The following is a 15,646-nucleotide window of genomic DNA, read 5'->3' as shown; positions in this document are numbered from 1 at the left end:
GACCGGTAGTTCCTTTGGAGGCGTGCCCGCGGCGCAGCAGCAAAGCTATGTACCCCTACTTCCTGACCCGCCTGAAGCCCTGCGGATTCATCTTTTGTTTAAGGTGTGTATCCGCTCAAAAAGTCTTAAATTTGACAGACGTATTGCACAGGTCGTGCCCCGTTTGCGGGCAGGCTGTTGCACGCCTTAAATCGAATGAATTAGCCTTCACTTATGAAAATCTCTGAAATACTCAGCACCGGACATGTTGTGCTGGATGTTGAAGCAGGAAATAAAGAAGAACTCATCAAAAGAATGGTCAACGAGCTCAGGCAGGATGTGGATGAGGCTTTGCTGACACAGATCAAGAAAGCAGTGCTTGAACGCGAAGAAGTGATGTCAACCGGGGTTGGGAAAGGCGTAGCAATACCACACGCTAAAATCAAGGATCTGGAACCCAATTTTGCCGTTTTTGCCCGGCTGAAGCGTCCGGTTGATTTTGGTTCCGTGGATGACGCACCGGTTTCGCTGGTTTTTCTGATTGTGGGCGGTTGCGCCAAAAGCAGCTATCACATCAAAATTCTCAGCAAGATTTCAAGACTGATGAATCACGACAATTTCCGTCATCAGCTGATGATGGCCGATTCCGGTGAGGAAGTAATCACGCTCTTCCGGGATGAGGAAGAACAGCCGGCCTGAGTGCTTTCTGCCGGATAACCCCCATTTTTGCGCCTATGAACCCATCCGTGCCGGTTTCTTTCGCAGCCGCTGTATGCAAAACGGCAGGAGTTCGCTTCCTGCAGCCCGTGCTGAGACTGAGCCTTTTGCTTTTGCTGGTCTGCGGCATACTGGTGCCGCAACCGGTTTACGGCGGTTTCGGCGGCGTTTCGAATGCGGCAGCTGAGCGGGTTAAGGCGTCTGAACTTGCTTCTGTCGCCGAACGGATTGAAGCGCTGATTTCCCAAAGCGTTACGGCGGACGCAGTTTGGGCTGTTTCGGTCCGCAGCGAAGCTGGTGAGGAGCTTGTTCGGCTAAACAGCAACACCCCTATGCGCATGGCTTCCAACAGCAAGCTTTTTGTGACAGCCGGCCTTTTGCACGGCCTGGGGCCGACCTTCCGCTTTCGCACAACAATCTACGGCGACGGAGAACTGGTCGGCGATGTTTGGGAGGGCGATATCCATATTGCCGGCGCCGGGGACCCATCCATCGATAAATATCACTATGATGATGACGCCATGCATGTGTTTGACGCGCTCATTCGTCAGCTGCAGGAGCGGGGGATCACCCACATCAGCGGGGATATTTTTGGGAATGAGGGTCTTTTTGATGATGTGCGCTACCCGCGGGGATGGGAGTGGGATGACCTTTCCTACTATTACGCGCCGGAGATCAGCGCGCTCTCCTTTAACCGCAACTGTATCGACCTTACGGTCCGCGCTGTTGGGCCTGTCGGGAGTGAGCCGCAGATCACCTGGTTCCCGTTCAACACAGACTATGTAAATCTGGTGAATGAACAGCTGATTACGCCCCGCAGCGTGCGTTTCAACGAATCCTATGCCCGCGTGCTTGGCACAAACACCATCATGCTGCGCAGCACCCTGCCGCAGGGGTATCTCGAAAAAGAGTCGCTGACCATCACCGATCCCGCGCTCTTTTTTATTGACAGCTTCAGCAAACAAGCCGATTTCAGCGGGCTTTCGTGGATAGGGGAGCTCATTCCGGATCAGCGACAGCGGAACTGGTCGGGTTTTGAGAAGCTGGCTTCGCATGAATCCGAGCCGCTTGCGGTATTGCTCAGGCGCGTGAATGCGGAAAGCGACAACTTCTACACCGAAATGCTCACGAAATCGCTCGCGGCCTATTCGCTGGAAGCACAGGGCACAACAGAAGCCGGGCTTGAGCTCATTTTTGGCGAACTCAGTGCGCTCGGACTCGACACCAATCAGCTGCGGCTGCGGGATGCTTCCGGGATGGCAAGTGCTAATCTGGGTACGGCTTCTGTGATTACCGCCCTGTTACATGCCATGCAGAGCTCGCCCCATCACACGGAATGGGAAAACACCTTTGCCCGGGCGGGCTACAGCGGCACCCTTGAAAACCGCTTCATTGCTTCTCCGGTGATGGGTAACATGTACGCCAAAACCGGCTTCATTACGGGCGTCAGAACCCTGAGCGGCTACCTTGATGTGCCTTCGGGAACACGCCTGTATTTTTCCATTCTCACCAACAACTTCACGAGCCGCGTTGCTACGGTTGACAGCGTGCATGAGCGTATCCTAAACCTGCTCTGGCAGGAGTTTTAGTGCTGAGCGGCTAACCTTTTTTCCTTCTTCTCATGGTATCATCCGCAAAGCCCCGCATCCTTGTAACGGACGATGAGTCCAGTATCCGGAGTGCGCTGCGTGAAATTCTGGAATTCGAACAGTACGAAATAAGCGAAGCGGCTTCCGGCGATGAAGCGTTTGAGAAGCTTCAGGCGGAGTCGTTTGATCTGCTGCTGCTCGATATCAAAATGAAGGGCATGGACGGATTTGAGCTGCTCGAAAAGCTGAATGAAGCCCGCCTGCAGCTGCCGGTCATAATGCTCACCGGACACGGCACCATTGAGATGGCCGTGCAGGCGACCCGCCTTGGTGCCTTCGACTTCCTGCAGAAACCGCCTGACCTGAACCGCCTGCTCATTACGGTTCGCAACGCCCTTGATAAGGGCACCCTGGTGAAGGAAAACCGGAAAATGCGCCGCAACATACCGCAGCTTTCGGAAATTATCGGCAACAGCGAGGCCATTCAGCACATCAAATCTACCATCGCGAAAGTGGCTCCGACCGACGCGCGGGTGCTCATTACCGGCGAAAACGGGACCGGAAAGGAGCTTGTGGCCCGGAGCCTGCACGAACAGAGCCGCCGCTCAGGGGAACCTTTTGTGGAGGTCAACTGTGCCGCCATCCCGACCGAGCTGCTCGAAAGTGAGCTGTTCGGGCATGAAGAGGGCGCTTTCACGGGCGCGGTCAGTCAGCGTATCGGGAAGTTTGAACAGGCGCACGGCGGCACGCTTTTCCTGGACGAAATCGGGGATATGAGCCTTCAGGCGCAGGCCAAGGTGCTGCGGGCGCTTCAGGAAAACACCATTGCGCGGGTTGGCGGCACGGAACTGATTCGCGTGAATGTGCGCATTCTGGCAGCTACCAATAAAGACCTGCGTACCGAAATTCAGGAGCAACAGTTTCGGGAAGACCTGTATCACCGGCTGAATGTGATTCCGATACACGTTCCGCCGCTGAGTGACCGCCGGGAAGATATTCCGCTGCTGGCCCGCGCTTTCCTGCGGCAGATGGCGACCAAAGACATTGTTTTTGAGGGCAAATCTTTTTCGGATGAGGCCCTGGAAAAGCTGCAGCGGCACGACTGGACCGGAAATGTGCGTGAGCTGCATAATGTAGTGGAGCGGCTGGGTATTTTGAGCGGGGGCGCCGTGATTACCGCGGAGGATGTTGAGCTGATGGCCGGTCCGGTAAGTAAGTCTGCGACTGACGGCAATCAGGGCATGCGGGATTTACTGGAAGATTATCCTGATTTTCAGTCTTTCAAAGACGCTACGGAACTCATTTTTGTGAAGTACCAGCTGGATAAATATCAGTGGAACATTTCGCAAACGGCGGATGCGATTGGCATTCAGCGCAGTCATCTTTACAACAAAATCAAAAAATTCAATCTCAAGCGATAATCGGAGAAACAGATGGGGGCAAGTATTTTAGACGGCGTTATGCTGGCCAAAAAAGTGCGGGAATCGGTAGCTGCAGATGTGCAGAGCTGGGTGGCGCGCGGCAACCGGGCGCCTAAACTGCAGGTGATTCTCGTGGGCGAAAATCCGGCTTCATCTGCATACGTGGGGGCCAAGACCCGTGCTTGTGCCGATGTGGGCATTGTGTCGGATACGCTCGTGCTGCCGGATACGGTTTCCGAACAGGAGCTGACGGAGGTGATCGGGCAGTTTAACCGGGATGAGGCGACCGATGGTATTCTGGTGCAGCTGCCCATTCCCGCGCACATCACGCCGCTGTCTGTGATTGAGGCGATAGACTACCGCAAAGATGTGGACGGCTTTCATCCCATGAACGTAGGTCGGATGTCGGTCGGGCAGCCGAGCTTTCGCCCGTGTACGCCCGCTGGTATCATTGAAATGCTCCGGCACTACAGCATTACGACCAAGGGTAAACACGCGGTCGTGGTAGGGGCGAGCAATATTGTCGGCTCACCCGCTGCGATTCTGCTTTCCCGGGAAAATACGACCGGGAAGGCTACGACGACCATTTGCCACAAATTTACCAAAGACCTGACCAAACACACCATTGGAGCCGACATCCTGATTGTGGCAGTCGGGCAGCCGGGGCTGATTACAGGGCAGATGGTAAAGGAGGGCGTTGTTGTGATTGATGTGGGGATTACGCGGGTTGCCGATCACACGACCGAACGCGGCTACCGCCTGACGGGCGACTGTGATTTCGACAGCGTGTCAGAAAAAGCCAGCTGGATTACGCCTGTGCCCGGCGGCGTGGGTCCGATGACTGTGGCTATGCTCATGAAAAACACCCTGCTTGCGGCCAAGAAATCAATCTATCCCCGCTGATAGTCAGCCTGTTAATTTTTCCGGAAACCTGAAAGCCGGGGTAATGCAAGGCCGGGTGGATCGGTGTGTAAGCTTGATGGTTTGAAAGCCTGACGCAAGCTCTTCAGGCTTTTGTTTACACCGGTGTTTGGGAAGGTATCCGTCCCAAAAAGCAAGGGACCTATCTTAGGTTTGGGGGCTCTCAATCTGTCGCCCAAGCTCCTGATGTTCACGGAGTTTTCCCCAAAAAAAAACAAGCGTCGGTTAGCTTGTGGAATGTGCAGGAATCCGGTGCCGGACCTGCGTTTTGCAGTAGCGGGCTGTACCTTTCCCGAAGCCGCGTGGAATCAGCGACTTCGGGAAGGTGCAAGGATGGAAGTTTTTTTGGATCAGGCGACTACGCTTTCTTCGAGTTTGCGGTGCTGACTCCAGAGGCTCAGGCCGGCTTTCATTTCTTCGAGCAAGGCTTTGAAGCGGTCGCTGTCCTGCTCGAGCAAGGTGAAGCGGAAGCCGCACTGCGGGGTTGAGAAGCCGCTCAGCGGTACGACGCAGATGCCGTGTACGGCGAGGAGGTAGTACACAATTTTGTAGTCCTGCGCGGCGCCGGGTTTGAGCCATTTGCGGATGAGGTTGAGCTGTGTATCGTTCAGCGAGGTGTAGGGCACGCAGCTTCCGGCGAAGTCGCAGTCGATGTGTACGGTGGCGTAGAACGCCCCGCCGCCGCCGGAGATGTGGAAGCCGTCGATATCGTGAAAGGCTTCGCGCACCTGCGACATTTTCCGGCGCAGGTCGTCTTTGATACCCTGCTGCCAGCTTTGATACAGCGGGTGACTCATGATGGCGGGGATGACGCGCTGCGGGAGGGAGGTACTGCAAACTTCTGTCATTTTGCCGTGATCGATGCGGCCGCAGAAATCTGCAAAGGCGGGGTCTTTGTCGCGGTTGTAGTACTCGAGCCATCCGCAGCGGCTGCCGGGCCAGGGGAATTCTTTGGAAATGCCTTTCATGGCAATCGCGGGGACTTCGCCGATTACTTCGCACAGCCGGACCATTTCGCCTTCGTACACCAGGTTTTCGTAGATTTCATCGCAGATGATGAAGAGGTCGAATTCGCGCGCAATTTGTACGATAGCGGCCAGGGTGCTGTAGGGGAAGACTTTTCCGGTTGGGTTATCGGGGTTGATCAGCAAAATGGCACAGACGTCCGGGTTGGCTGCGACAATGCTGCGGATTTCATCGGCGTCGGGGAGCCAGTCGCGCTTGGGGTCGAGGGTGTACTGCAGCGGGGCCTGCCCGATGCGGTTTGATTCGGCACCGGAATGTGCGGGGTAGGTTGGGGCGGGCATGAGCACCCGTGCTTCCGGACTCAGCATGCCGTATACGCGTGCGATGGCGTCGCCGAGGCCATTGAAGAAGGTGATGTCGTCGCTTGTGATGGTTACGCCGCCGAACGCATTGGTTCGTGATGCGAGAAACTCCCGGGTTTTGGCTACGCCTTTTGATTCGCAGTAGCCGTAGCTTTCATCCCGCAGCGCTTCGTTTGCCACGATCTGCTTCATCCAGGCCGGTACCTTCATTCCTTTCTGAACCGGGTCGCCAATGTTTTCCCAGAAGACGTTTTTTCCGCATGCCTGAAGCTGAAAGCCTTTGTCTACTATGCCGCGGATTTCATAGCTCGCTTTCTTTTTGCCGGAGGGTACCAGAGGTAGTCGCATGTAAAATATTTTGATGATGAAAGTTGACGGCCAAATATCAGCACATTTATTCGGAACGCCAAATAAAGTTTTAGATTATTTTAGCTTTTTGTCGAATATTGCCTAAAATAGTAAGGTATTTGTTTTTATTGTACTGACTAATTGAGTTGATTTGTTTTAAGCGCCTGTTTTTGGTGTGTTGTGCTTTTGCTACGGATAAGGCCTTGTTTTCAAAGCCTGACGCGCAATGCACAATACCAAAAGTTACAAAGGTAAAAGCCCTGCTTCAACCTAAAGATGCGGTAATTGCGGCAGGGATTTTACCTTCAATCTGGCTTTTTGCTGATGTATTAATCTGTTTTCCGAATCAGCAATCCTTCGTTAGGTCTCAGCGAAAGCTGAGGCGTGTTTGCCAGGGCGGGAGAATCATCCATTCGGGTCGTCAGGAGTATTTCTGCCCCGTGCTGAAAAGCTTCGGGGAGGGTTATGGTTTTGGGTTCATTGCTGAAATTGAGCACGATGAGCATGGCCCCGGCTTTGGCCGTTTCGCCCCGCGTGTATTGGAGGATGTCGTCTTCTGCGCTTAGTACGGTGCAGGCGCCATCGATGAGCACTTTGTGGGTGCGACGGAGGTCAATCAGGGTTTTGACCATGCACAGCATGCTGTCCGGTTTCTTTTGGCTTTCGGCTACGTTCAGCTGTGCGGCGTCTGCTCCGACGGGCAGCCAGGGTTCGGTGCCCGCAGGGGAGAAACCAGCGTTTGGTCCGCTGTCCCATCGCATGGGGGTACGGACCGGGTCGCGGCCGAGACCGAGTCCGGGGGAGAGTAATTCCCAGGGGTCCTGCACTTTATCGGCGGGAATGGGCACGCTTTCCATGCCGAGTTCATCGCCGTAGTAAATCGTTGGGGTGCCGCGTACGGTGAGGAGGAAGAGGTAGCCGTTGCGCGCCTGATCTTTGCCGGCACGGGTTGCGAAGCGGGGCTGATCATGATTGCTGAGCACCCAGTTGGGCCAGCCGTGCGCGGGTACGGTCGCTTCAAATTCGGAGACCAGCGCTCCCACATTTTTGGCCTGCCAGGGGGAGAAAATCAGCCGGAAATTAAAGGGCAGGTGAAACTCAGGTTTTTCTGCCGTGCCGTAATGTTTGGCGAGCTCCGGCAGGGTGAGGTTCATCTCGCCTATGGTGACCTTGTCTTCGAATTCATCGGCGGTTTCGCGAATCCAGCGGTTGAACAGGTGTATATCGGCGGTGTTCTTGGTGTTCCGCTCGGTGACGCGGAAGGAGGGATCCATGCCCGGCTTCCAGTCCGGATTGACGGGGTTATCGGCAAAGTCGCGGTGTTTCATGACGCGGTAGGATACATCAACCCGGAAGCCGTCAACGCCGCGCCTGAACCAAAACCGGAGGATGTCGGTCATGGCCGATTTCACTTCGGGGTTCCGCCAGTTCAGGTCGGGCTGTTCTTCGAGGAAGGTGTGCAGGTAATACTGTCCGGTTTGCTCATCCCATTTCCAGGCAGATTTTCCGTCGAAGCGGCTCAGCCAGTTGTTGGGCGGACCGCCACCAGGGGCAGGGTCTTTCCAGTAGTACCAGTCGCGTTTGGGGTTGTCGCGGCTGCTTTTGGATTCCAGAAACCAGGGGTGCTCGTTGGAGGTGTGATTGGGTACAAAGTCGAGAATCACTTTCAGGCGGCGTTCATGCGCGTGTGCGATGAGGGCGTCCATGTCGGCAATACTGCCAAAAATGGGATCGATATCGCAGTGATCGGTGACGTCATAGCCGAAGTCGGCCATGGGTGAGGGATACACCGGCGAGATCCAGATGGCGTCGGCCCCGAGCCATTTCAGGTAGTCGAGGCGCTTCCGGATACCTTTGAGGTCACCAATGCCATCCCCGTTGGCATCCATGAAGCTACGCGGGTAAATGTGATAGATAACAGCTTTTTTCCACCAGTCAGACATGTTGTTGGAATTTCGGATTGTAAAGGTTGACATGCATAAAAATACAGGATTTACCCTAAACCGGCTAATCGGATCGGGGCAGGAGGGAGGGGTAAATATGCCTGTAGGATGTGGGTCTGCATTGCGTACCTATTAAGCACTGCAATTCCACGCCTTCCCACTCCAACCCGGCATCCCGGAAATGCTGCGGCACGGTGTTGAATTACCCGCACGAAACCTCGTGCAGCATTATCCGGGATCTACCAAGCCGAGACCTGCCGCGATCTTTTTTTCGCTTGGGATGCCGGTTCCACAAAGTCCGGTACAGCGTTGGGGTGCTGGAGTCTGGCATGGTCGCAGGCTGAAGTTGGCAGATCCCGGATAACGCTGGCTGTGTTTTTGCGCAGCTACTTGTTTCTGTGTGGGCGTTTCCGGGATGACGGGTTTGTGGTTGATTTTTGGTTTCCTGCCGTAGGGTGCCCAATTAAATGTAGCTGTTGTGGTAAATGGTATCATGCCTTCGGGCAGCATCTCCACACCCCGGCCCGCCAGCATCGGGGCTTTGAAAGGGTACACAAACTGTTCATGGTATTGAAGCCCTAACGGGCTCATACAGGGGCCACCCCTCTCAAGAGGGGAGTTGATAAGTGCCGTGATAATAACAGCTTTGTTACCCCAAATATACGATTTTGATTTGTGTGGATACATGGTACGGGACGGAGGCCCCAACCGTCAATCCGCATAAATCCGTTTAAATCCGCCCAATCCGCGTTCCGTCAGCGTGTAACAGGCAAAAAAAGCAAGGCGCTATGAGACCGATTTGGGATGCCTGGAACCAGCAATGCAGACCGTGATGCTCTCGGAGTTTCCCCCAAATAAACGGATAGGGGAATTGCATCCTGAGCCGGATTTCGGGTTGTTTGCGAAAAAAAAGCAACCCCACTGAGCGAGGTTGCCTGGAAAAGGGGGGCAGAGACGGTCAGTGTATCGACCGCAGAATCCGGTTAAATCTCGGGCTTCTTCCGTCGATGGAAAAATAGATGACCCAGGCTTTACCGACGATGTGATCGTCGGGTACGAAGCCCCATGCGCGGCTGTCTTCGCTGTTGTCGCGGTTGTCGCCCATCATGAAGTAGTAATCGCGCTGTATGGTGTAGCGGTTGCGTTCTACGCCGTTGATTAGGATTCGATCGCCGCGAACATCGAGCCGGTTGCCTTCATACCGCTCAATAATGTCAGCATAGAGGCCAATGTTATCCGTATTCAGTGCGACTTCCTGTCCGCTGAAGGGCACAACAATTTGCGGCATGTTCTCGGTACTGTTTTCAGACAGCCCGCGCACAAAGCGGAAGTTGGTGCTGAACCCGCCGCTCTGATTTAAGAACAGCTCAACAGCTTCGACGCTCCCCCATGATTCAACTTCACGGGCTACCGTTGGTGACATGTGCGCGAACAGCCGCTCTCCCTGCGGGCCCCTTGTGCCGATAACGGTAGCGCCCGCATTCCGGAGGCGCTCCGTACTGATTCGCAGACCGTCAAGGGGCGTTATTTCGTGGATGAACTGCAGGGTTTCAAACATTTCAGCCGGCTCATGGTTTACGAACAGCATTTTGTCTGCTATTTCCAGGGTATCGGCGGGCATGCCGACGGCTCGTTTGATGTAATTGGTTTTTTGTGAAGGAATGCCGTCATCAATCGGGTAATTGAAAACAACGATGTCGTTTCGCTTGATGGAGGAGAAGCCGGGGAGTCGTGTGGATGGGAGCCGGAGGTTGGGCAGGTGTACGCCGGTAAACGGAATGCCTACAGATTGCGGGGTGCGGGCGCCGTAGTGCATTTTGGAAACGAGGAGGAAATCGCCGGTCATCAGCGTTGTTTCCATGGATGGGGTCGGGATACGGTACGCGCCGAAAAACAGGGCGCGGATGATGACTGCTGCAGCGAGTGCCCAGATGAGGGCTTCTCCCCATTCGCGGGCCCAGGTTTTTGCCTGCGCCTGTTTACTGCTGCTGTCCTTGGTGCGTTTGCGGGCCCGCTCAGCCCGGCCCGAGATCTTTTTTTTGTCGGCCAATGGTATGGAATTCAGTGAGTGATGTTGTGAGAAACCTGCACCCGCCAAAAATAAGAAATCCGACCGTATGAACGGGCCGGATTTAAGAGGCAGGCTGCTTTGGGTTTAGCTGCGCATATCAGTTGAAGCGGACGTTTCGGAATCGCTGAGGCTGCGGTATTTCAACATAGTTGAATTCGCCGTCCTGAAATGATATTTCGTACCAGTTGCTGCGTTCAGGCGAATAGAAAACATCAGTAAATTCTTCGAGCTCTGTCGGCTCCATAATCATGCGGGAGAGCGCCCGCTTGATTTGCGGCATGAGGTCGATGTAGCTCACCGATACCGCGTAAACAAGGCCGCGTGCAAACGGACCGTCAATATCGAGGATCATCATCGGGTAGCGGTCGTTTACGATGAACCAGTATTCGTATTGAATGGCTTCGGCCATCCGGAAATTCGGGCGAAAAGCAAGGTCGTCGAGCGTCCGGGTGGGGTCGCCAAAAACGGTTTGCAGTCTCGCCCGCAATTCCATCGAAGGAATACGGTCAATATCGGTAATGCCCTGCATACCCTGTCCTGTCCAGCGCGTGTTGCGGAACCGGCGCTCGAAAGTTGCCGCGTCAACACGTTCAACCTTGATAATTTCCGCTTCGGTGAAGGCGTCAGTCTGCTGCGCGAAGGCTTGCTGCGTTTGAGACAACGCGCCCGTAAAAAATAATACGCTGAAAAAGCCGATGATAAAGGTCAGCCTGGAAAATGTCATTAAAAATACTTTTCTGAATTTTGGATGAGGGGAGCGAAAGAAATCAGTTGTCGTTCATAGAAAGAACGGCGAGAAAGGCTTCCTGTGGTATTTCTACCGAGCCCACCTGCTTCATTCTTTTCTTTCCTTCTTTCTGCTTCTCGAGCAACTTGCGTTTCCGGGTGATATCGCCCCCGTAACATTTGGCGATTACGTCTTTGCGCATGGCGCGGATGGTGTCACGGGCGATGACTTTCTTGCCGATGGCCGCCTGAATCGCGACTTCGTACATCTGTCTCGGGATGAGCTCTTTGAGCTTGGCGCAAAGTTTCTTGCCCCATTCGTAGGCTTTGTCGCGGTGCACAATGCTCGAGAGGGCGTCAACGGGTTCGCCGTTCAGGAGGATGTCGAGCTTCACCATATTGCCTGGCCGCTGACCAATGAACTCGTAGTCGAGGGAGGCATAGCCGCGGGTTGAGCTCTTGAGTCTGTCATAAAAATCGAAAACGACTTCCGCCATGGGCAGCTCATAGGTGAGATCAACGCGGGTCGCGTCAAGGTACATGGTGTTGATGTACACCCCGCGGCGTTCCTGACAAAGTTTCATGATGGCACCGATGTACTCTGCCGGTGCAATTATCTGTGCTTTGATGTAGGGCTCGTAAATTTTATCGATCAGCCCCGGCTCTGGCATGTCGCTCGGGTTATCAACCGCAATGCGTTTACCACCCGTTGTTTGGATTTCATACTCTACGTTGGGGACCGTTGTGATGATATCCATATCGAATTCACGGTCGAGGCGCTCCTGCACGATTTCCATGTGAAGCATGCCCAGGAACCCGGCCCGGAAACCGAAACCGAGCGCAGCGGAAGTTTCGGGCACATAGTTCAGGGAAGCGTCGTTCAGCTTGAGCTTTTCGAGCGCAGAACGCAGGCTTTCAAAATCTTCGCTGTTGGTCGGGTAAATCCCGCTGAATACCATCGGCTTGACGTCCTTGTATCCCGGGATGGGTTCCGTAGCGCCGTTTTTTACCGTTGTGATGGTATCACCAACTTTGGTATCGGCCAGAGATTTTACGCTGCCGATGATGTAGCCGACTTCACCTGCTTTGAGTTCATCACAAGGCGTCATTTTCATGCGGAGATAACCGATTTCATCGGCGTCGTAATCCTGCTCGACAGCCATGAAATTCATGCGATCGCCCTTGCGGAGCACGCCATCCATAATCCGCACATAAACAATAGAACCCCGGTAGGAATTGAAAACGGAGTCGAAAATCAGGGCTTTAAGCGGTTTGTTAGGGCCGCCCTTGGGAGCGGGAACTTTATGAATAAGGTGTTCGAGAAGCTCATCTACCCCAAGTCCGGTTTTACCGGATACGTGCAGAATATCTTCACGCTCACACCCAATCAGATCCATCACCTGCTGTGCGGAGCCTTCCACATCAGCACCGGGCAGGTCAATTTTGTTCAGTACCGGGATGATTTCCAGATTCTGCTCAATCGCCTGATATAAATTTGAAATGGTTTGCGCTTCAACACCCTGTGCGGCATCTACAACCAAAACGGCGCCTTCACAGGCTTTCAGCGCGCGGGATACTTCGTAGGCAAAGTCCACGTGACCCGGTGTGTCGATCAGGTTGAAAATATATTTCTGACCGTCGCGGGCGGTGTAGTCCATTTTAATGGCGTGACTCTTGATGGTAATACCGCGCTCACGCTCAAGATCCATGTCGTCGAGCACCTGATTCTGCATTTCGCGTTCAGTAATGGTGCCGGTGCGCTCAAGCAGCCGGTCGGCCAGGGTGCTTTTACCGTGATCAATGTGAGCAATAATACAAAAGTTGCGGATGTGCTTCATGTAGGTGGTTAGATCGTTTTTTGCAAAGTTGGTTAAAATAGCAAATTATCGCCTCATTTTGAAGTTGAGCGCGCCTGAGATTTTGCCATTCACAGGTGTGAATAAGGAGTAGGGTGACACGGGCTTCGGTCTTCACCGGGGCCTGAACTGCGGTTTTTCGAAGTGAAACTCAGAGCTTTGGCAGCATTTGTAAAGAGATGTTTTGCGTTTGAAGACAGCATGAATTGGTGGTCTTAATCTGACTATATTCGCAGCCATGAGAAAATATGAAAACTTTACCGATACGCTGTACTTCAAAGCTGTTCCCGCGCAGGCAATGACCGGGCGCGTGTATGAAATTTGTCTGATAGGGGATAAGGCCCAGGCATCGACACATCATCGTATCCGTCATCATCACCTGCATCATGCGTGGTGCACTAAGCCTGTCAGTCTGATGACCCCATCCTGAACGTAAATCTAATACGCTTCGTTTAATACCGAGATGACTGCCGGCTGATTCGCTATCCTGAAATCAGACCGGCTTTTTTGTTCCGGTACCCCTTGAACACTAAATAATTAACCTTTTTGGAACCTGTACAAACCCTGCGAATTGCCATCCAAAAAAGCGGAAGGCTCACAGAAAAAACCATTACCCTGCTCGAAAACATCGGCATCCGCTTCGATGGTTACAAAAACCGGCTGCTCGTAAAAGCCCTTAATTTTGATGTTGAACTGCTGCTCATCCGTGATGATGACATTCCCGAGTATGTGCAGGACGGCATCTGCGACCTCGGTGTTGTCGGGGCAAATGTTACCCTCGAAACACAGGCCGATATCACCATTTTAAAAGACCTCGATTTTGGTCATTGCCGTCTTTCGATTGCGAGCCCCGTAAGCCGGAACATCAACTCGGCTAAGGAGTTAGGGGGCAGGCGCATTGCCACAAGTTACCCGGTGCTTACCCGCAAGTTTTTTGATTCCCTTGGGCTTGATGTGCACATCATCAAAATTTCAGGCGCAGTGGAAATCACGCCCCGCCTTGATGTCGCTGACGCCATCTGTGACCTTGTTTCGACCGGCAGTACACTCAAAACCAACGGATTGCGCGAACTCGAGACCATCCTGCAAAGTCAGTCGCAGCTCATCCGTACCAACAAGCCGCTGCCGCAGCACAAAGTTGACCTCATTGAGAAATTCCTCGTCCGGATCGAAGGGCAGCTGCTTGCCGAAAACAGCCGCTACATCATGATGAATGCCCCGAAGGAAGCGCTTGATACCATCACCCGCATCATTCCCGCGCTCAACAGTCCGACCGTGCTGCCGCTCGCCGACCCGAGCATGATTGCCATACACACCGTAATTCCGATTGCGAAATTCTGGGAAGTGATGGAAGAGCTCAAAGCTGCCGGGGCAACGGGCATTGTGATGCTTCCCATCCAAAATATGATCAACTAAGCGGGATGTATAATGAAAGTCTTCACGTATAAAAACCTGAACGCAGAAGAAATCAAAGCGCTCTGCAAACGCACAGCCGTGGATTTCGACCGGATTGAACCAACCGTTCGGGAAATTATTCAGGCAGTGAAAACACAGGGGGATGTGGCCCTGCAGTCATATACGCAGAAATTTGACGGTTTTCTCCCCGATCCGCTTGTGATACCGGTCCCTGCCGCGGAAGATGTGCCGCTTTCGGAAGATAAGAAAGCGGCCTTTGACCGGGCTTTTGCCAATATTTATGCCTTTCACATGGCACAAAAACCGGGCGATCTGGTCGTGGAGACCATGCCGGGCGTCGTGTGCAGGCGCGAAGCACGGGCCGTTGAAGCCGTCGGACTCTACGTGCCCGGTGGCACAGCGGTGCTGCCCTCAACCGTGCTCATGCTCGGGGTGCCGGCCATGATTGCCGGATGTCCGACCCGTATCATGGCAACGCCACCGCAGCAAGACGGCGCCATTGCACCGGAAATTCTGTACTGCGCCGCGCTGACGGGCATCACGCACATCCTAAAGGCGGGCGGCGCGCAGGCCGTTGCTGCGCTGGCCTACGGCACAGAGAGCGTCCCCAAAGTGCACAAAATATTTGGTCCCGGAAATCAATACGTCACCTGCGCGAAAATGCTGGTTTCGCAGTCTGATGCGGTTGTGGCAATCGACATGCCCGCGGGACCTTCCGAAGTGCTGGTGATTGCGGACGAAACCGCGAACCCGGAATTTGTGGCCGCTGACCTGCTCTCTCAGGCGGAACATGGCGCCGATTCACAGGTTGTGCTTGTGGCGCAAAGTGCGGGATTTATTGAGGAGACCCTCACCGAGACCGAGCGTCAGCTGCAGTCCCTGCCCCGGATGGAAGCCGCCCGTAAAGCCCTCGCCAACAGCAGCGCTGTGCTTGTGGAAGACCGTGCCCAGGCCCTTGTATTTTCCAACCTTTGGGCGCCCGAGCACCTCATCATCGCGTCAGAAAATGCCGCGGAGTACGTACCGGGCATCATCAACGCCGGCTCGGTTTTTCTGGGAAACTGGACGCCCGAAAGCGCCGGCGATTACGCCTCCGGCACCAATCACACCCTGCCGACAAGCGGCTACGCAGCCATGTACAGCGGCGTCTCCCTCGATTCCTTCTATAAAATGGTGACCTTTCAGGAACTCACTCCTGACGGACTCCGGGAACTGGGCCCAACGGTCGAGGTCATGGCACAGGCGGAAGGCCTCGAAGCACACCGTCAGGCCGTTAGCCGCCGTCTCCGCCACCTTTCCTAAACCAAAGTTCAAAATTCCCGAAATTTACT

At 54.1% G+C, this 15,646-nt stretch carries 12 protein-coding genes; 7 read left to right on the top strand and 5 right to left on the bottom strand.

The window, feature by feature from the left end; genetic code table 11:
* Window positions 1-213 precede the first annotated feature (213 nt).
* From CYPRO_RS11775 to folD, 4 genes are read left to right on the top strand one after another with little or no spacing between them, the layout of a single operon-like run.
* Window positions 214-678, top strand: a complete 465-nt coding sequence (locus CYPRO_RS11775) for a PTS sugar transporter subunit IIA (RefSeq protein ID WP_114984799.1) — start codon at window positions 214-216, stop codon at window positions 676-678.
* 35 nt (window positions 679-713) lie between these two features.
* Complete coding sequence (gene dacB, locus CYPRO_RS11770; protein ID WP_114984798.1) at window positions 714-2,285, top strand: D-alanyl-D-alanine carboxypeptidase/D-alanyl-D-alanine endopeptidase; 1,572 nt, start codon at window positions 714-716, stop codon at window positions 2,283-2,285.
* Between the two features lie 32 nt (window positions 2,286-2,317).
* Window positions 2,318-3,706 (top strand): sigma-54-dependent transcriptional regulator, encoded by a 1,389-nt coding sequence (locus tag CYPRO_RS11765; RefSeq protein ID WP_114984797.1) that lies wholly within the window; start codon window positions 2,318-2,320, stop codon window positions 3,704-3,706.
* Between the two features lie 12 nt (window positions 3,707-3,718).
* Complete coding sequence (gene folD / locus CYPRO_RS11760; RefSeq protein ID WP_114984796.1) at window positions 3,719-4,609, top strand: bifunctional methylenetetrahydrofolate dehydrogenase/methenyltetrahydrofolate cyclohydrolase FolD; 891 nt, start codon at window positions 3,719-3,721, stop codon at window positions 4,607-4,609.
* A 368-nt stretch (window positions 4,610-4,977) separates the two neighbouring features.
* Here the strand turns inward: folD and CYPRO_RS11755 are convergent, their stop codons facing one another.
* The 5 genes from CYPRO_RS11755 to lepA all read right to left on the bottom strand — a co-directional run bounded on the left by CYPRO_RS11755 (window position 4,978) and on the right by lepA (window position 12,881).
* Window positions 4,978-6,303, bottom strand: a complete 1,326-nt coding sequence (locus tag CYPRO_RS11755; RefSeq protein ID WP_114984795.1) for a pyridoxal phosphate-dependent aminotransferase — start codon at window positions 6,301-6,303, stop codon at window positions 4,978-4,980.
* 329 nt (window positions 6,304-6,632) lie between these two features.
* Window positions 6,633-8,279: an alpha-amylase family glycosyl hydrolase gene (locus tag CYPRO_RS11750; RefSeq protein ID WP_240644744.1), complete on the bottom strand. Its 1,647-nt coding sequence runs from the start codon at window positions 8,277-8,279 to the stop codon at window positions 6,633-6,635.
* A gap of 925 nt (window positions 8,280-9,204) precedes the next feature.
* Entirely contained in the window at window positions 9,205-10,296 is a 1,092-nt protein-coding gene (gene lepB / locus CYPRO_RS11740; protein ID WP_124245602.1) for a signal peptidase I, read from the bottom strand.
* 118 nt (window positions 10,297-10,414) lie between these two features.
* Complete coding sequence (locus CYPRO_RS11735; protein ID WP_114984791.1) at window positions 10,415-11,041, bottom strand: hypothetical protein; 627 nt, start codon at window positions 11,039-11,041, stop codon at window positions 10,415-10,417.
* Window positions 11,042-11,084: 43 nt separating this feature from the next.
* The gene (gene lepA / locus CYPRO_RS11730; RefSeq protein ID WP_114984790.1) at window positions 11,085-12,881 is read right to left on the bottom strand and encodes a translation elongation factor 4; all 1,797 of its coding nucleotides are present in this window, start codon (window positions 12,879-12,881) and stop codon (window positions 11,085-11,087) included.
* A 256-nt stretch (window positions 12,882-13,137) separates the two neighbouring features.
* Here lepA and CYPRO_RS16435 point away from each other — a divergent pair, with 256 nt between their 5' ends.
* The 3 genes from CYPRO_RS16435 (at window position 13,138) to hisD (ending at window position 15,617) form a co-directional block, all read left to right on the top strand.
* Complete coding sequence (locus tag CYPRO_RS16435; RefSeq protein WP_124245601.1) at window positions 13,138-13,329, top strand: hypothetical protein; 192 nt, start codon at window positions 13,138-13,140, stop codon at window positions 13,327-13,329.
* Window positions 13,330-13,445: 116 nt separating this feature from the next.
* On the top strand, window positions 13,446-14,315 hold the full coding sequence (hisG, locus tag CYPRO_RS11725) for an ATP phosphoribosyltransferase (protein WP_114984789.1): 870 nt from the start codon (window positions 13,446-13,448) through the stop codon (window positions 14,313-14,315).
* Window positions 14,316-14,327: 12 nt separating this feature from the next.
* The gene (gene hisD, locus CYPRO_RS11720) at window positions 14,328-15,617 is read left to right on the top strand and encodes a histidinol dehydrogenase (protein ID WP_114984788.1); all 1,290 of its coding nucleotides are present in this window, start codon (window positions 14,328-14,330) and stop codon (window positions 15,615-15,617) included.
* Window positions 15,618-15,646 lie beyond the last annotated feature (29 nt).

The sequence above is a fragment of the Cyclonatronum proteinivorum genome (genome assembly GCF_003353065.1).
Classification (GTDB): Bacteria; Bacteroidota; Rhodothermia; order Balneolales; family Cyclonatronaceae; genus Cyclonatronum; species Cyclonatronum proteinivorum.
Note: the sequence above shows the minus strand (reverse complement) of the source record. Positions and strands in the feature narration are given on the sequence as shown.